The sequence below is a fragment of the Massilia sp. TWR1-2-2 genome (assembly GCF_049897565.1).
Taxonomy (GTDB): Bacteria; Pseudomonadota; Gammaproteobacteria; order Burkholderiales; family Burkholderiaceae_D; genus JAFCUW01.
In genome coordinates this window covers 39,159-56,480 of record NZ_JAFCWM010000015.1, presented here as the reverse complement: position 1 = coordinate 56,480, position 17,322 = coordinate 39,159, and the positions used below count along the sequence as shown (strand labels likewise).

17 protein-coding genes are annotated in these 17,322 nt (G+C 63.8%); 14 read left to right on the top strand and 3 right to left on the bottom strand.

The window, feature by feature from the left end; all coding sequences use genetic code 11:
• Positions 1-10 precede the first annotated feature (10 nt).
• Both ACP7DD_RS15665 and ACP7DD_RS15660 read right to left on the bottom strand, forming a co-directional pair.
• Positions 11-793 carry an alpha/beta fold hydrolase gene (locus ACP7DD_RS15665; RefSeq protein ID WP_426175757.1) on the bottom strand — a complete coding sequence of 261 codons (783 nt, stop codon included), beginning with the start codon at positions 791-793 and terminating at the stop codon, positions 11-13.
• A gap of 15 nt (positions 794-808) precedes the next feature.
• Positions 809-1,057 (bottom strand): hypothetical protein, encoded by a 249-nt coding sequence (locus tag ACP7DD_RS15660; RefSeq protein ID WP_426175756.1) that lies wholly within the window; start codon positions 1,055-1,057, stop codon positions 809-811.
• A 404-nt stretch (positions 1,058-1,461) separates the two neighbouring features.
• On the opposite strand from ACP7DD_RS15660, the gene ACP7DD_RS15655 reads away from it, so the two are divergent.
• The 14 genes from ACP7DD_RS15655 to ACP7DD_RS15590 all read left to right on the top strand — a co-directional run bounded on the left by ACP7DD_RS15655 (position 1,462) and on the right by ACP7DD_RS15590 (position 16,508).
• Positions 1,462-1,785, top strand: a complete 324-nt coding sequence (locus tag ACP7DD_RS15655) for an FmdB family zinc ribbon protein (protein WP_426175755.1) — start codon at positions 1,462-1,464, stop codon at positions 1,783-1,785.
• Between the two features lie 54 nt (positions 1,786-1,839).
• Positions 1,840-2,493, top strand: a complete 654-nt coding sequence (locus ACP7DD_RS15650) for a DUF502 domain-containing protein (RefSeq protein WP_426175754.1) — start codon at positions 1,840-1,842, stop codon at positions 2,491-2,493.
• Between the two features lies 1 nt (position 2,494).
• Complete coding sequence (gene aspS / locus ACP7DD_RS15645) at positions 2,495-4,300, top strand: aspartate--tRNA ligase (protein WP_426175753.1); 1,806 nt, start codon at positions 2,495-2,497, stop codon at positions 4,298-4,300.
• Positions 4,301-4,499: 199 nt separating this feature from the next.
• Complete coding sequence (nudB, locus tag ACP7DD_RS15640; protein ID WP_426175752.1) at positions 4,500-4,952, top strand: dihydroneopterin triphosphate diphosphatase; 453 nt, start codon at positions 4,500-4,502, stop codon at positions 4,950-4,952.
• Between the two features lie 68 nt (positions 4,953-5,020).
• Positions 5,021-6,295 carry a hypothetical protein gene (locus tag ACP7DD_RS15635; RefSeq protein WP_426175751.1) on the top strand — a complete coding sequence of 425 codons (1,275 nt, stop codon included), beginning with the start codon at positions 5,021-5,023 and terminating at the stop codon, positions 6,293-6,295.
• A gap of 97 nt (positions 6,296-6,392) precedes the next feature.
• The gene (locus ACP7DD_RS15630; RefSeq protein ID WP_426175750.1) at positions 6,393-7,205 is read left to right on the top strand and encodes an endonuclease/exonuclease/phosphatase family protein; all 813 of its coding nucleotides are present in this window, start codon (positions 6,393-6,395) and stop codon (positions 7,203-7,205) included.
• 20 nt (positions 7,206-7,225) lie between these two features.
• Positions 7,226-8,386 carry a cardiolipin synthase ClsB gene (gene clsB, locus ACP7DD_RS15625; protein WP_426175749.1) on the top strand — a complete coding sequence of 387 codons (1,161 nt, stop codon included), beginning with the start codon at positions 7,226-7,228 and terminating at the stop codon, positions 8,384-8,386.
• An 11-nt stretch (positions 8,387-8,397) separates the two neighbouring features.
• Positions 8,398-8,772 carry an RNA-binding S4 domain-containing protein gene (locus ACP7DD_RS15620; protein ID WP_426175748.1) on the top strand — a complete coding sequence of 125 codons (375 nt, stop codon included), beginning with the start codon at positions 8,398-8,400 and terminating at the stop codon, positions 8,770-8,772.
• Between the two features lie 172 nt (positions 8,773-8,944).
• Positions 8,945-9,553 (top strand): TetR/AcrR family transcriptional regulator, encoded by a 609-nt coding sequence (locus ACP7DD_RS15615; protein ID WP_426175747.1) that lies wholly within the window; start codon positions 8,945-8,947, stop codon positions 9,551-9,553.
• A gap of 62 nt (positions 9,554-9,615) precedes the next feature.
• Positions 9,616-11,406, top strand: coding sequence for an acyl-CoA dehydrogenase C-terminal domain-containing protein (locus ACP7DD_RS15610; protein WP_426175746.1), 1,791 nt, complete (start codon positions 9,616-9,618; stop codon positions 11,404-11,406).
• A gap of 19 nt (positions 11,407-11,425) precedes the next feature.
• Positions 11,426-13,825 (top strand): 3-hydroxyacyl-CoA dehydrogenase/enoyl-CoA hydratase family protein, encoded by a 2,400-nt coding sequence (locus tag ACP7DD_RS15605; protein WP_426175745.1) that lies wholly within the window; start codon positions 11,426-11,428, stop codon positions 13,823-13,825.
• Between the two features lie 22 nt (positions 13,826-13,847).
• Positions 13,848-15,044: an acetyl-CoA C-acyltransferase gene (locus ACP7DD_RS15600; protein WP_426175744.1), complete on the top strand. Its 1,197-nt coding sequence runs from the start codon at positions 13,848-13,850 to the stop codon at positions 15,042-15,044.
• Positions 15,045-15,114: 70 nt separating this feature from the next.
• The gene (locus tag ACP7DD_RS15595; protein ID WP_426175743.1) at positions 15,115-15,891 is read left to right on the top strand and encodes an enoyl-CoA hydratase; all 777 of its coding nucleotides are present in this window, start codon (positions 15,115-15,117) and stop codon (positions 15,889-15,891) included.
• 77 nt (positions 15,892-15,968) lie between these two features.
• Positions 15,969-16,508 carry an oxygenase MpaB family protein gene (locus tag ACP7DD_RS15590; protein ID WP_426175742.1) on the top strand — a complete coding sequence of 180 codons (540 nt, stop codon included), beginning with the start codon at positions 15,969-15,971 and terminating at the stop codon, positions 16,506-16,508.
• A gap of 1 nt (position 16,509) precedes the next feature.
• On the opposite strand, the gene ACP7DD_RS15585 is transcribed toward ACP7DD_RS15590, so the two are convergent.
• On the bottom strand, positions 16,510-17,205 hold the full coding sequence (locus ACP7DD_RS15585; RefSeq protein WP_426175741.1) for a helix-turn-helix domain-containing protein: 696 nt from the start codon (positions 17,203-17,205) through the stop codon (positions 16,510-16,512).
• Positions 17,206-17,322 lie beyond the last annotated feature (117 nt).

Genomic DNA, 17,322 nt, shown 5'->3' with positions numbered 1-17,322 from the left:
CCCCGGCTTTTTACTGGCTTAGCGGCAGGATGCGTTCCTTGAGCAACTTGTACTGCGCGTCCATCATGTCCTGATTCGGATCGTGGCCTACGCGCTCGAGCAACACCAGCCCCTTTTGTGGCGCCTTGATGCTCTCGTAGTAACGTTGCGCCAGCTCGGGCGGCGCCACCAGGTCATGTGCGCCCTCGACAAAGAACATCGGTATCGCAAAGTCGGTTCCCAGCTTCGGCAAGTCCAGCTGCGACAGCATCCCGTCACCCTTCATGCCGACGAAATTGATGAACGAATAATCCTCGCCGGCCTCGTAGTCGGCCTGCGCTTTCGGCGTGGTGTATTCGGCCGCCATCGTCCACCAGCCTGCCGGCGCGGGCGTCGACACCTTCGCCTCGTAGATGCGGCTGACCCGGCGCACCTTGCCGAAGGAACGCGGGTCGGTCCACGGCGGCGCGCCGACGCCTTCGAGCACCGCCAGCGACGCCTTGTCGTCCGCCGCGCGCGCCAGCCCCATCAGTTTGGCGTAGCTGGCAGCACCGTTCTCCCGCTCGTTCACCAGTTGCGCCGTGCCCAGGTAGGCATGAAACAGTTCCGGATGCGCCTTGGCCATGTGCACCCCCAGGATCGAACCCCACGAGCTGCCCCACAGGATGACTTTCTGCTTGCCGAACCGCGCTGCAAGGTAGCGCGCAACCTCAACGCCGTCGTCGCGCATCTGCTCGATGCTGAGCCTCGAATCGGCCGACGGCGTGCTGCGCCCGTACGTCATGCCGGCGCCGCGCTGGTCCCATTGCACCACCGTAAAATCCTTGCTTCACGGGCCGAACAGCTGGTCGGCAAATGGACTGAGTGGATTGCCGGGCCCGCCATGAATGACCAGGATGACGGGATTGGCGCAACTGTCGCCCGTGACGGTAATCCACTGCTCGATGCCGCCGATGGCGACGAACCCTTTCTCGTCCACTTTGCCCTGTTTGGTCACGCACGCCGGCGCCAGGTTGGTGGCGGCATTCGCGCCAAGGCTGAGCAGCAGCGCGGTAAGACAAGGCGATAGCTTGAACATGGTTGATCCCGTTAATAGATTGGCATTGCCTAAGCCCAATATACGCAAAGTTCCCGCACCGTTCGACTGTCAGAAAGCGCAGCGCGAAAAAAAGCCCGCTTGCGCGGGCTCCTTAAATTGCATCTTCTTGTATGCCGTGCGGCGAATGAACGCGCAGGTTTCTGTTTCTTGAGGTGGCCATCGAATCGCCTACCTTCAACGGCATGCGTTGATAGATGCTATTTAATCATTATTGTTGGCCCTAGGCAAGGTAATTTCCGATTTGTCGCGCTAAAAACAACACTGGCCGACAAGACCGGCCGGACGCGCCGGCCCGCGGTCGGCCGCCTTTCTCTATTTACGGGCAATGCGGAGGCTTAAAAGCTTTATAATTCAGGGTTTTGACGATTTTTGCGGAGCCCTCGATGCCGATTTACGCCTACCGCTGCGATGAATGCGGTTTTGCCAAGGATGTGTTGCAGAAGATGTCCGACCCCGTTCTGACAGTCTGCCTGTCGTGCGGCAAGCCAAGTTTTAAGAAGCAACTGACCGCCGCCGGCTTCCAGCTCAAGGGAACCGGCTGGTACGCCACCGATTTCCGCGGAGGCGCCAAGCCGTCCACCGGCGTTGCCAGCGCGCCCGCCGATGGCAGCGCTGCGGCGCCGGCGGCGTCCGCGCCAGCCGCGGCGGCTCCGGCCGCCACCCCGGCTGCGGCCCCCGCCAAGCCATCCGGCGGCAGCACCACCTGAAGCGGCAAGGACGCCGGCGCCGCCGGTTCCTGCCGACATTAACCCGAGAGCTCAATGCGTAAATATTTCATTACCGGATTGCTGATTCTGGTCCCGTTCGCCATCACGGCCTGGGTCCTGAACCTGGTGATCAGCACAATGGACCAGTCGCTGTTGATCGTGCCCGAGCGCTGGCAGCCGCACACCTTGGTCGGCTTCGACATTCCCGGCCTTGGCACCATCCTGACGATCGCCATCGTGTTCCTGACCGGCGTGCTGACCAACAACCTGGTCGGCAACTACGTCGTCAGGCTGTGGGAACGCCTGCTGCACCGGATTCCTGTCGTCAGCTCGCTGTACGGCAGCGTCAAGCAAGTGTCCGACACGCTGTTCTCGTCGTCCGGCAACGCGTTTCGCAAGGCCGTGCTGCTGCCGTATCCGCACGCCAATTCCTGGACCATCGGCTTTCTGACCGGCACGCCCGGCGGCGACGTCAAGAACCACCTGGTGGGCGACTTCGTCAGCATCTACGTGCCGACCACGCCGAACCCGACGTCGGGCTTTTTCCTGATGATGGAGCGCAGCCAGGTCATCGAACTCGACATGACGGTCGACGCCGCCCTCAAGTACATCGTCTCGATGGGCGTCGTCGCCCCCGAATATTTGCCGACAACACCATCGGCGCCCGCATCGGCGCCCACTGAATCAACCAACCTGGATCGAAAATAACATGTCCACCATGCGTACTCACTATTGCGGCCTTGTCACTGAAGAATTGCTGGGCCAATCCGTCAGCCTGTGCGGCTGGGTGCATCGCCGCCGCGACCACGGCGGCGTCATCTTCATCGACCTGCGCGACCGCGAAGGCCTGGTGCAGATCGTCTGCCATCCGGATAACGCCGACGTCTTCAAGGCGTCCGAAGCGGTCCGCAACGAGTACTGCCTGCGCATCACCGGCGTGGTCACCAACCGCCTCGAAGGCACCGTCAACAGCAACCTCAAGTCGGGCAAGATCGAGATCACCGCAACGAACGTCGAAGTGCTCAACGCCTCCGTCGCGGTGCCGTTCCAGCTGGATGACGACAACCTGTCCGAGACCACCCGCCTGACCCACCGCGTGCTCGACCTGCGCCGCCCGCAGATGCAGAACAACCTGCGCCTGCGTTACAAGGTGACGATGGAAGTGCGCAAGTACCTCGACGCGCTCGGCTTCATCGACATCGAAACGCCGATGCTGACCAAGTCCACACCCGAAGGCGCGCGCGACTACCTGGTGCCGTCGCGCGTCAACGCCGGCAAGTTCTTCGCGCTGCCGCAGTCGCCGCAGCTGTTCAAGCAGCTGCTGATGGTGGCTAACTTCGACCGCTACTACCAGATCACCAAGTGCTTCCGCGACGAAGACCTGCGCGCCGATCGCCAGCCTGAATTCACCCAGATCGACTGCGAGACGTCGTTCCTGACCGAGCAGGAGATCCGCGACCTGTTCGAGGACATGATCCGCGTCGTCTTCAAGAACACGCTCGACATCGACCTGCCGAACCCGTTCCCGGTGATGGACTATTACACTGCGATGGGCCTGTACGGCTCCGACAAGCCGGACATGCGCGTGAAGATGGAATTTACCGACCTGACCGAAGTGATGAAGGACGTCGACTTCAAGGTCTTCGCCGGCGTCGCCAATTCGGTCGGTGGCCGCGTGGTCGGCCTGCGCGTGCCGCAGGGCGGCAACATGCCACGTTCCGAAATCGATGCGTACACCCAGTTCGTCGGCATCTACGGCGCCAAGGGCCTGGCCTACATCAAGGTCAACGAGGCAGCCAAGGGCCGTGACGGCCTGCAGTCGCCGATCGTCAAGAACCTGCACGACGAAGCGCTCGCCAAGATCATCGCCCAGACCGGCGCGCAGGACGGCGACCTGATTTTCTTCGGCGCCGACAAGGCCAAGGTCGTCAACGACGCCATCGGCGCGCTGCGCGTGAAGATCGGCCACTCGGACTTCGGCAAGAACGCCGGCCTGTTCGACGACGTCTGGAAGCCATTGTGGGTGATCGACTTCCCGATGTTCGAGCATGACGAGGAGTCGGGCCGCTGGAACGCCACGCACCACCCGTTCACGGCGCCGAAAGACGGCCACGAAGACATGCTGGAAACCGATCCGGGCGCCTGCATCTCGAAGGCCTACGACATGGTGCTGAACGGCTGGGAACTGGGCGGCGGTTCGATCCGTATCCACCGCGAAGAAGTCCAGAGCAAGGTGTTCCGCGCGCTGAAGATCGACGCCGAAGAAGCCCAGCTCAAGTTCGGCTTCCTGCTCGACGCGCTGCAGTACGGCGCGCCTCCGCACGGCGGCCTGGCGTTCGGCCTCGACCGGATCGTGACGATGATGACCGGCTCGGACTCGATCCGCGACGTCATCGCGTTCCCGAAAACCCAGCGCGCCCAGTGCCTGCTGACCAACGCGCCGTCCGAAGTCGACGAGAAGCAGCTCAAAGAGCTGCACATCCGCCTGCGCAACGCGGAGCCGAAAGTCGCTTAACATCGACTGGTAGGAAAATCGGCGGCCGGGCTTTTTTTCGCACACTGTGCGAGAATCAGCCTGGCTTTTTTTTGAAGGCCGCAGACAACGATCGGTTGGGGTCAGGTCTGATATTCGGACATTTGGATTTTTAAATGGTCGAATGTCAGACCTGACCCCAGCCCTCGCTAACCCGTGAAAATCTAGCCGCCGTTCCAACGTGCCCCACAAAATCCCCGAATCCGTCCTGGTCGTCATCCACACTCCCGCCATGGAGGTGCTGCTCATCGAGCGCGCCGACCGGCCCGGATTCTGGCAATCGGTCACCGGCTCGCTCGACGCACCCGACGAACCCTTGATCGACACCGCCACGCGCGAGCTGTTCGAGGAAACCGGCATCGTCGCCGACGGCGCCGGCATCGTGCTGCGCGACTGGCACCTGTCGAACATCTACGAAATCTACCCGGTCTGGCGCCACCGCTACGCCCCCGGCGTCACCCACAATACCGAACATGTCTTCAGCGTCTGCGTGCCGCGCGACGTCGCCATTACCCTCAGTCCGCGCGAGCACCTGCACCACATCTGGCTGCCCTACATCGACGCCGCGGACCGCTGCTTCTCGTCGTCGAACGCCGAAGCGATCCTGCAGCTGCCGCACCACGTCGATCGCTAGCATTATTCTCGCATTGCCTAATTTGTAATATTGCCCTAAGCTTCCCCGAGTTCATTCCAGGAGGCATCATGCATTCACGCAGATTCTTGTTCAGCGCCGCGGCGGTGGTGCTGGCAGTAGCGTCACAGCCGGCGGCAGCGCAGCGCTCCGAGACCTATATCAGCCGCCTGAAGGATGCCGAAGCGCGCATCGCCGCGCTGCCGGCCAGTGCCTGGGACACCACGCGCAGCCCGGAAAAAAACGCCGCCCTGCGCCCGTTCATCCCGGCGCTGGAAACGCTGGGAATGGAGCGCGCTTTCGCCGGCGACACCGCCGGTGCGATCGCCGCCTACGACGCCAAGGATCGCACCCGCTCCACCCGTCCCGTCGCCAATCCCGCCGAGGCGACCATTGTCGACGAGGCCAGTGTCGAAGACGCGCTGCAGGCGATCGTCGAGCAGGCCCGCACCCGCCGCGTGGTGCTGATCAACGAGGGCCACAACGTGCCGATGCATCGGGCCTTCTCGCAGCGCCTGGCGCGCGAATTGCGAAAGATCGGCTGCACCTACCTGGCCTGCGAAACGTTCGACGCCCTGCACCCGAAGGCTTTTTCCGAAGGCTACGCGCGCCAGAAAGGCGGCTATTACACGCGCGATCCGGTGTTCGGCGGCTGGATCGCCGAAGCGATTGCCGACGGCTGGCAGCTGGTTGCCTACGAGTCGCTCGGCTCCGATGCCGCCCTGACACCCGAGCAGCGCATCGTCGCGCGCGAAACCCTCCAGGCCAGCAATCTGGTCGAGCGCATCTTCGCCAACGACAAAAATGCCAAAGTGCTGATCCACGTCGGCTACGGGCACCTCGACAAGGGCAGCGCGACACTCCCGTCGGGCACCGACCTGGTGATGATGGGCGAGCACCTGCGCCGCATGACGGGGCTCGACATGCTGCACGTCGACCAGAACCGCTTTTACGCCCATCCCGACCCGGCCGACGACAACCCCTTGTATGCGCGCGCGCTGGCCAGGACGACCGCCACCGCGCCCTTCGTGCTGAAGGCGAAGGACGGCAGCTACGCCGTCCTGCTCGACCAGAAGGGCAGGGTCGACATGCAGGTGGTGTTCCCGCGCTACGCCTTCCACGACCAGAACGGCCGGCCCGAGTGGCTGGCGACGCTGGCCGGCCGGCGGCCACGCGCGCTCCCGCCCGAATTGCTGCCGGTGTCCGGCCGGCGCGCCGTGCTGGCCTACCGCGCCGGCGAACCGGCCGATGCGGTGCCCGCCGACGTCGTGCTCGTCGAAGCCGGCAAGCCCGCGCCGAAGCTGATGTTGCCGGACGGGGAGTACCGCTTTGCAGTGGAAGAGTAGTATGTTGACTTACCGGCCGTCGCCAATGGGACCGACGGCCGCGCACGATAGACGTTGCTTGTAAAAAAAACATCGCCCGACCGGTTAGAATGTTCCCATGAAGATCCGCGTAGCCACCTATAACATCCACAAGGGCGTCTCGTCCTTTGGCAGCAACCCGCGCGTGCTCGCGCTGAAGAAGGCGATCGGCCTGTTCGAAGCGGACGTCGTGTTCCTGCAGGAAGTGCAGGGCAAGCACGAGAAGCACTTCGCCAAGTTCGGCGAGGAAAGCCGCGGCCACCGCCACTGGCCGGAAGCGGCCCAGCACGAGTTTTTCGCCGGCGAGTCGCACCATTCGGCCTACGGCATGAACGCGGTGTACGACCACGGCCACCACGGCAACGCCCTGCTGAGCCGCTTTCCGATTGCCGACACGCGCAATCACGACGTCTCCGACCACGCCTATGAGCAGCGCGGCATCCTGCACTGCGTGCTCAAAACGGCCGACGTGAATGTGCATTGCTACGTGGTCCACCTCGGCCTGTTCGAATCGGGCCGCGGCCGCCAGACCCAGGCGCTGATCGACGCGGTGATGGCGTCGGCGCCCGATGGCGAGCCGGTCATCATCGCCGGCGACTTCAACGACTGGCGCAACACGCTCAGCGCCAAGCTGCGCGACAAGCTTGGCGTGGTCGAAGTGTTCGACGAGCTCGGTTCCGGCACCGGCATCGGCAGCAAGGTCCGCAACCTGGTCGGCGGCGTCCAGCCGGTGCGCCCGGCCCGCACCTTTCCGGCCGCCTTGCCGTGGTTCCGCCTCGACCGCATTTACGTGCGCGGCTTCAAGGTCGACAGCGCCCAGGTCCTGCACGGCACGTTATGGGCCAAACTGTCCGATCACGCGCCCATCGTTGCCAGCCTCAAGCTGGCCTGACGCGCGCCTGCGATCCGCCTATGCGCTCGGTCAACTATATCGGCAACAACAACGTCACCCTGCTCGAAAGCGGCACCGCCTTCTTCCCGGCCCTGATCGCGGCGATCGACGCGGCGCAGCAGGAAATCCACTTCGAGACCTACATCTTCGCCCGTGACGACACCGGCATCGAAGTCGAGACGGCGCTGATGCGTGCCGCCCAGCGCGGCGTGCGGGTGCGCGTGGTCACCGACTGGTTCGGCACCGGCCATCAGCAGGCCGCGCGCCTGGGCGTCGCCTTTGCCGCCGCCGGCGTGCGCTATCGCGTCTTCAATCCCTGGTTCAAGCGCGGCGTCACCCGCACCCACCGCAAGATCGCCGTCGTCGACCGCGCCGTCGCCTTCGTCGGCGGCATCAACGTCAACGACGACTGGATGTGCGACTACGATCCGGGCAAAAAACTGCCGGCGCCGCGCTGGGACTTCGCGGTGCAGGTCGAAGGGCCCCTGGTCGCGCAGATTCACCGCGAGGCGCAGGCCCAGTGGGCGCGCGTGGGCCATCTCGGCCTGATCAAGCGGATCGACTTGCTGCGCGAACTGAAGGCGGCGCCGCGCACCGGCGGCGATGGGCCGATGCAGGCCGGCTTCGTGGTGCGCGACAACTGGCGCAACCGCCGCACGATCCAGCGCGCCTACCTGCTGGCGCTGGGCCGCGCGCGCACCAGCGTGCTGCTGGCAAACCCGTATTTTGCACCCGGGCGCAAGTTCCGCGAGGCGTTGGCGCAGGCGGCCAAGCGCGGCGTGCAGGTCACGCTGCTGATCGGCGTCGGCGAATTCAAGCTGCAGGACATGGTCGCCCACTCGTTCTATCCAAAACTGCTCGATTGCGGCATCAAGGTCGTCGAGTACCGCAAGACCCAGCTGCACGCCAAGGTGGCGGTGGTCGACGACGACTGGTCGACTGTGGGCTCGAGCAATTGCGACGGCCTGTCGCTGTTCCTCAACCAGGAAGCGAACGTCGTCGTCAAGGATGCCGCCTTCGCGCGCAGCATGCGTCAGCACATCGAACGCGGGATCGCCGACGGCGTCGAGATCCACCGCGACCATTTCAAGCACGTCGGCCGCCTCAAGCGCTTCGGCTACGAAACGGCGTATTTCCTGTATCGCGTTACCATGCGTATTTTCACCATTGGCTATGCCTGACTGACACCACGATGGATAACGTACGAATCGACAAATGGCTGTGGGCGGCGCGCTTCTTCAAGACCCGCTCGCTGGCGACCGACGCCGTCGACAACGGCAAAGTGCGCCTTGGTGGCGAACGCATCAAGCCGGCGCGCGCCGTCAAGCTCGACGACGTGTTGTCGATCGACAATGGCGCCGAGAGCTGGGAAGTGACGGTGCTCGGCATTTCCGACAAGCGCGGCGCGGCACCCGTGGCGCGCCTGCTGTACGCCGAGACCGAGGACAGCGTCACCAGGCGCGCCAACGAGGCCGAAGGGCGCAAGCTGTACCGCGAGCCCGGCACTACCATCAAGGGTCGCCCGACCAAGCACGACCGCCGCGCCCTGTCGAAGGCCAGCGAGTAAGGTTTGAATCCGGGGTCGGCTCTGGGGTCTGGCCAAATAGACCCCAAACTCTAAGTTCCTGTTTGACATTTGCCCTCTGCTGGATAATAGTACGAGCGTTCGGATTTATTTCGCCGCGGGCGAACTGCCGTCAACTACATTGGATACACCTATCAACACTTCAGTCAAATTCATGCGCAAGGGCGAACTGACCCGGGCGGCGATCCTCGACGTGGCGCTCGACCTGGCCAGCCGGGATGGCCTCGAGGGCCTGACCATCGGCCTGCTCGCTGACAAGATGAACATGAGCAAGTCAGGCGTGTTCGCGCACTTCGGTTCGCGCGAAGACCTGCAGCTCGAAGTGCTCAAGCTGTACCATCAGCGTTTCGAGCAGGAAGTATTTTTCCCGAGCGTGCAAGAACCGCGCGGCATCGCGCGCCTGAAATCGATGTACGCGCGCTGGGTCAAGCGCGTCAGTGTTGAAATTGCCTCCGGCTGCATCTATATCAGCGGCGCCGTGGAGTACGACGACCGCGCCGGCCCGATCCGCGAAGAACTCGTGTCGATGGTGCAAGCGTGGCAGGGGGCGCTGCTGCGCTGTGTACAGCAGGCAATCGGGGTCGGTGACCTCAAGAGCGACACCGACGCCGACCAGCTGGTCTACGAGATGTACGGCATGATCCTCGCCTTGCATCACGACGCGCGCTTTCTGCGCATGCGAGGCAGCATCGACCGGGCCCATGTCGCGTTTGACCGCCTGATCGAGCATCACCAGAATCCGCAAAAGAATCAAGTCGGCTGACCCGGGCATTCGCCCGCCACGCCACCGAATCAAAACACTAATACCTCGTCAGGAGAACCACCATGGGTCAATACGTCGCGCCAATCCGGGACATGCAATTTTTGCTGCATGAATTCCTCAACGTCTCCGAAGAGTTGAAGGCGATGCCGAAGTTTGAAGACGTCGACGCCGACATCATCAACCAGGTGCTGGAAGAGGGGGCCAAATTTACCCAGTCGGTGCTGTTCCCGCTGAACCACTCGGGCGACCGCGAAGGCTGCCATTACGACGCCGCCACCAAATCTGTCACCACGCCGAAGGGCTTCAAGGACGCCTACAAGCAGTACGTCGACGGCGGCTGGGCAGCGCTGGCGTGCGACCCGGAATACGGCGGCCAGGGCCTGCCGATCGTGCTCAATAACTCGTTCTACGAAATGCTCAATTCGTCCAACCAGGCCTGGTCGATGTACCCGGGCCTGTCGCACGGCGCCTACGAGTGCCTGAAGGAACACGGCACCGCTGAGATGAAGGCGGCCTACCTGCCGAAGCTGGTGTCGGGCGAATGGACCGGCACCATGTGCCTGACCGAAGCGCACTGCGGCACCGACCTTGGCATGCTGCGCTCGAAGGCGCTGCCGCAGGCCGACGGCTCGTGGCTGATCACCGGCTCGAAGATCTTCATCTCCGCCGGCGAGCACGACATGGCCGACAACATCATCCACCTGGTGCTGGCCCGCGTGCCGGACGCGCCGGAAGGCTCGAAAGGCATCTCGCTGTTCCTGGTACCGAAGTTCCTGCCGAACGCCGACGGCAGCGTCGGCGAGCGCAATCCGATCACCTGCGGCGCCATCGAAGAAAAGATGGGCATTCACGGTAACTCGACCTGCCAGATGAACCTCGACGGCGCGCGCGGCTGGATCATCGGTGAGCCGAACAAGGGCCTCAACGCCATGTTCGTGTTCATGAACGCGGCCCGCCTCGGCGTTGGCATGCAGTCGCTCGGCCTGACCGAAGTGGCGTACCAGAACGCGCTGGTGTACGCAAAGGACCGCATCCAGATGCGCAGCCTGTCGGGCGTGAAGGCGCCGGAAAAAGCGGCCGACCCGATCATCGTGCACCCGGACGTGCGCCGCATGCTGCTCACCGCCAAAGCCTACGCCGAAGGCGCGCGCGCCTTCTCGTCGTACGTCGCGCTGCAGATCGACCGCGAACTGCACCACCCGGACGAACAAGTACGCAAGGACGCCGCCGACGAAGTGGCGCTGCTGACGCCAGTGATCAAGGCCTTCATCACCGACAACGCCTGGATCGCCACCTCCGAAGCGATGCAGGTCTACGGCGGCCACGGCTACATCGCCGAATGGGGCATGGAGCAGTACGTGCGCGACGCCCGCATCAACATGATCTACGAAGGCACCAACACGATCCAGTCGCTCGACCTCCTGGGCCGCAAGATCCTGATGGACAACGGCGCCAAGCTGCGCAAGTTCGGCGAGAAGATCAAGGCGTTCGTCGAAGAGAACGGCACCGACGAAGCGATGTCGGAATTCGTCACGCCGCTGGGCGACCTGGGCGACAAGGTCACCAAGCTGACCATGGAAATCGGCATGAAGGCGTTCCAGAACCCGGACGAAGTCGGCGCCGCCGCGGTGCCTTACCTGCGCGTGGTCGGCCACATGGTCTACTCGTACTTCTTCGCCCAGATGGCGAAGATCGCGCTGGCCAAGGAAGACTCGGGCGACACCTTCTACAAGGCCAAGCTGGCCACGGCGCGCTTCTACTTTGCGCGCCTGTACCCGGAAACCGCGATGCTGATCCGCCAGGCTCGTTCCGGCTCGGCCAACCTGCTGGCGCTCGACGCCGATTTGTTCTAAGCAAAGAGAGAGACCCAACATGACCAATTTCATCGTCAAGAAAGTCGCCGTACTCGGCGCCGGTGTGATGGGCGCGCAGATCGCCGCGCACTGCATCAACGCGAAAGTGCCGGTGGTGCTGTTCGACCTGCCGGCAAAGGAAGGTAGCAAGAACGGCGTCGTGCTGCGCGCGATCGAGAACCTGAAAAAGCTCAGCCCTGCGCCGCTTGGCAACAAGGACGACGCATCGCTGATCCAGGTCGCCAACTACGACGACAACCTCGAGCTGCTGGCCGGCTGCGACCTGATCATCGAAGCGATCGCCGAGCGCATGGATTGGAAGCACGACCTGTACAAGAAGGTCGCGCCGCACATCGCACCGAACGCCATCTTCGCTTCCAACACCTCGGGCCTGTCGATCACCACGCTGGCCGACGGCTTCGATGCCGAACTGAAGGCGCGCTTCTGCGGCGTCCACTTCTTCAACCCGCCGCGCTACATGCACCTGGTCGAGATCATCCCGACCGCGTCGACCAGCCCGGCCATCGTCGATCAGCTCGAAGGCTTCCTGACGACGACGCTCGGCAAAGGCGTCGTGCGCGCCAAGGACACGCCAAACTTCATCGCCAACCGCGTCGGTATCTTCGGCATGCTGGCCACCATCCACGAAGCCGAAAAATTCGGCTTGTCGGTCGACGTCGTCGACGACCTGACCGGCGCCAAGCTTGGCCGCGCCAAGTCGGGCACCTTCCGTACCGCCGACGTGGTGGGCCTGGACACGATGGGCCATGTGATCAAGACGATGCAGGACACGCTGTCCGACGATCCGTTCTTCGCGCTGTACAAAACGCCTGACGTGCTGGCCAAGCTGGTCGCCGGCGGCGCGCTGGGATCGAAGACTGGCGCGGGCTTCTACAAGAAGGTCGGCAAGGATATCTTGCGCCTTGATTTCGCCACCGGCGAATACGTCGCCGGCGGCGGCAAGGCTGCCGACATCGTCGCCCGCATCCTGAAGGAAAAGGACCCGGTCAAGAAATTCAAGGCGCTGCGCGAATCGACCAACCCGCAGGCGCAGTTCCTGTGGGCGATCTTCCGCGACGCCTTCCACTACATCGCCGTGCATCTCGGTTCGATCGCCGACAACGCGCGCGATATCGACTTCGCGATGCGCTGGGGCTTCGGCTGGAACGTCGGCCCGTTCGAAACGTGGCAGGCGGCCGGCTGGCAGCAGATCGCCACCTGGATCGGCGAAGACATCGCCCAAGGCAAGGCGCTGACCAACACGCCGCTGCCGGAGTGGGTCACCAGCGGCGTCGTGCTTGAGAAAGGCGGGGTGCATACGCCTGAAGGTTCGTATTCCGCATCGAAGAACGCCTTCGTGCCGCAATCCGAACTGGCCGTGTACAAGCGCCAGCCGTTCCGCGCCCCGGTAGTGGGCAGTGGCGCTATCGACGGCAAGACCGCCGGCACCACCTTCCACGAAGACGAGTCGGTGCGCATCTGGCACATGGACGACGAGGTGCTGGTCATCTCGCTCAAGACCAAGATGCACGTCATCGGCGAAGGCGTCATCAACGGCCTGAAAATGGCGCAGGCTGAAGCCGAAAAGAACTTCAAGGGCCTGGTCATCTGGAACGCCGACGCGGCCGAAGGCGGCGCCTTCTCCGCCGGCGCCGACCTGCAGGCTGCGCTGCCGCTGTTCATGCAGGGCGGCGCCAAGGCGATGGAGCCTGGCATCAAGCTGCTGCAGAACACCTTCATGGCGATGAAGTATTCGAGCGTGCCGGTGGTGGCCGCGGTCGCGGGCCTGGCGCTTGGCGGCGGCTGCGAAATGGCGCTGCACGCGTCCAGGCGCGTCGCCTCGATCGAGTCGTACATCGGCCTGGTCGAAGTTGGCGTCGGCCTCATTCCCGCCGGCGGCGGCCTGAAGGAAGCGGCGGCGCGCGCTGCGGGCGAAGCGAAGGGCAGCGACATCCTGCACTTCCTGAAGACCGGCTTCACCAACGCAGCCATGGCCAACGTGTCGAAATCGGCGCTTGAAGCGAAGGCGATGGGCTACCTCAAGGAAGACGACGTCATCGTCTTCAACGCCTACGAGCTGCTGCACGTGGCGAAAATCGAAGCGCGCGCGATGTTCGACGCCGGCTACCGCCCGCCGCTGCAAAAGCTCGTCGCCGTCACCGGCCGCTATGGCTGGGCGACGATCCGCGCGCAGCTGGTCAACATGCGTGATGGCGGCTTCATCTCCGCGCACGACTACAAGCTGGGCGACATGATCGCCGAGATCGTGACCGGCGGCGACGTCGACCAGGGCAGCCAGGTCAGCGAACAGTGGTTCCTCGACATGGAGTGCAAGGCGTTCCTCGAACTGCTGAACAATCCGAAATCCCAGGAACGAATCATGGGCATGATGCAAACCGGTAAGCCGGTCCGCAACTGACGCATTTGATTGAGAGAATAAAATGAGCAAACAACTTCAAGACGCATACATCGTCTCCGCCACCCGCACCCCGATCGGCAAGGCGCCGCGCGGCATGTTCCGCACCACCCGTCCGGACGACCTGCTGGTGCGCGTGATCCAGTCGGCGCTGGCGCAGGCGCCGGGGCTCGACCCGGCGCTGATCGACGACGCCATCATCGGCTGCTCGTTCCCGGAAGCCGAGCAGGGCTTCAACATCGCCCGCATGTCGGTGCTGCTGGCCGGCCTGCCGAAGACCGTCGGCGGCGTCACCGTCAACCGCTACTGCGCGTCCGGCATCACGGCGCTGGCGATGGCGGCCGACCGCATCCGCGTCGGCCAGGCTGACGTCATGATCGCCGGCGGCGTCGAGTCGATGTCGATGGTGCCGATGATGGGTCACCACCCATCGATGAACATGAACATGTTCACCGACGAAAACGTCGGCATGGCATACGGCATGGGCCTGACCGCGGAGAACGTGGCCAAGCAGTGGAAGGTCTCGCGCGAGCAGCAGGATGCGTTCTCGGTCGAGTCGCACCGCCGCGCCATCGCCGCCCAGCAGGCCGGCTATTTCAAGGACGAGACCACCGCGGTCGAGATCATCACGCGCACGCCGAACCTGGCCAGCGGCCAGATTGACGTTGCCACCCGCACCGTCGACACCGATGAAGGCGCGCGCGCCGATTCGACCATGGAGTCGCTCGGCAAACTCAAGCCGGTGTTTGCGGCCAAGGGCTCGGTCACCGCCGCCAACAGCTCGCAGATGTCCGACGGCGCCGGCGCGCTGCTGGTCGTCAGCGAAAAAATCCTGCGCGAGCACAACCTGACCCCGCTGGCGAAGTTCTCGTCCTTCGCGGTCAAGGGCGTGCCGCCCGAGATCATGGGCATCGGCCCGAAGCTGGCGATTCCTGCCGCTTGCCTTGCTGCCGGCATCACCCAGGACCAGCTGGACTGGATCGAGCTGAACGAAGCGTTCGCCGCGCAGGCGCTGGCGGTCATCGGTGACCTCGGTCTCGATCCGTCCAAGGTCAACCCGATGGGCGGCGCGATCGCGCTCGGCCACCCGCTCGGCGCCACCGGTGCAATCCGCGCCGCCACCGTGGTGCACGCGCTGCGCCGCAATAACCTCAAGTACGGCATGGTGACGATGTGCGTCGGTACCGGCATGGGCGCCGCCGGCATCTTCGAGCGCATGTAAGGCTGCGGCAAATCGGCGCAACGGTTCCTGCCACACAACCAGGCTTCTTTCAACACTCACAAGGCAGGCAATGGACATCCTAACCAGCAAGACCGACGGCATCCTGACGATCGAATTCAACCGCCCGGAGCGCAAGAACGCGATCACCGGCGCGATGTACCAGACCATGGCCGACGCCCTGATCGACGGCGAGCACGATGCCGCCGTGCGCGCGATCCTGATCACCGGCAAGCCGGAGATTTTCACCGCCGGTAACGATCTGGAAGACTTCCTGAAGAACGCACCCGCCGGCGGCAAGCCCGACGCGTCGCGCCCCGTGTACCAGTTCATGCGTGCGCTGTCGGGCAGCACCAAGCCGGTGATCGCCGCCGTGTCGGGCGCCGCGATTGGCATCGGCACCACGCTGCTGATGCACTGCGACCTGGTCTACGTGGCCGACAACGCCAAGCTGAGCATGCCGTTCGTGCAGCTCGGCCTGTGCCCTGAATTTGCTTCCAGCCTGCTGTTCCCGGCGATCGCCGGCTACCCGCGCGCGGCCGAAAAGCTGCTGCTCGGCGAAGCGTTCATGGCGCAGGAAGCGTTCCAGATGGGGATGGTGTCGAAAGTGCTGCCGCTCGATGAACTGATCCCGTTCGCCACGCGCCAGGCCGCCAAGCTGGTGGCGCTGCCGGCCGCCTCGATCCGCGCTACCAAGGCGCTGATGAAGCGTCCGCGCGCGGAGCAGATCGAAGCCGCGCTGGTCGCCGAGATCGACCTGTTCAGCGCCATGCTGCAGGCGCCCGAAGCGAAGGAAGCGTTCACCGCGTTCTTCGAAAAGCGCAAGCCGGACTTCTCGAAATTCGCATGACGTGGTCGTCGCCAGCGTGAATTGACCCGAAGCTGATGCTCGCTGCGATACAAGAACTGATGCGCCCACCGCCCGGCATGGCATTCGACTTCAGCCAGCCGGCCGGCGAGCCGTCGCTGGCGCTACCAGGCGGCGTCTCCTGGCGCATCTTCGCCAACCCGGTCGCGCTGTTCATCGGCGGCGTCGCCGCGGTGCTGCTCGCACTGGCCGAACCGTCGGTGCGCTCGGGCGTCCGGGACCACAGGAACGTCGAACGCGATCCGGGATTGCGGTTGCGGCGAACCGGATTTGCCGCGATGATGACTGTGTACGGACGCCGCTCGGCGGCCGAAAAGCTCATCGAGCGCGTGGTGCGCATGCACGGCCACGTCGAGGGCAGCACGCCAGAAGGAGTGGCCTACCACGCGAACGATCCGCGCCTGCTGGACTGGGTGCAGGCGACCGCCGTGTTCGGGTTTTCCGAGGGTGCGCTCGCTGCCGCAGTTGCGCGGACGCGGCTTGCGCTTCGGCGAAGCGATCCTGGTGCGCACGCTGGCGCGCGGGGTAGCGCTGCTGCCGCTGGGCGATACGCCGGCCGTGCAGGCCGCGCGGCGCGCCAAGACCTGACCCGGAAATAATCTACTTCGCGCGCTTGCGCGCCGGCGCTTTCGCTTCCACCGTCCCGGCTTCAGCCGGCGCCGGCGTGCTGCCGATATGCTCGGCGTGCAGCGAGATCAGCGACTCCATCTGCTCTTCGTCCGCACTGGACATCAACGTCAGCACTTCCGCTTCCTCGCATCCCTCCGCCGTCAGGTAAGCGTGTCCCATGCTCGAATCGAAATAGATCGACTCGCCTTCATTAAGCACGACCGGATCGTAGAACTCGGTGTGCATGACAACGCGCCCCTTCAGCACATACGTGAACTCTTCGCCCGAGTGATGCACCAGCTCGCCGAACTGCTTGAACGTGGTCGCGCGAATCCGCGCAATGACCGGAATCATCCGCTTGCGGCGCAACTCGGCGCACAGGAACTGGTAGTCATAATTCGGCGTTTCGAAATGGACCGCCTGCTGGCGGTGGCCGAGGCTGCGGCGCGCCGTGACGGGGGCGCTGCCTTCATCGCTCAATTCGGCAAACAGCTCTGACATGCGCATGCCCAGGCGACGGCTCAGCTGGTACAGCTTGTCGTAGGTCAGCGTCAGGCGGTCATGCTCGACCTTCGACAGCGTCGAGACAGGGATACCGCTTTTTTCGCTCATCTCTTTCAGCGTCCAGCCATGCCGGCTGCGCAGGCTGCGGATTAAAGCGCCCAGCGTGGGGGCATCGGTAGCCATAAAATCAATTTTCCTATTTGTTGACAAATTCTCTGATTAGGACAATAGTATCCGGACTGGAGAAAAATACTCTGAATTTGCATTGAGCATTCTAGCAAATACACCTTAGAGACGAGG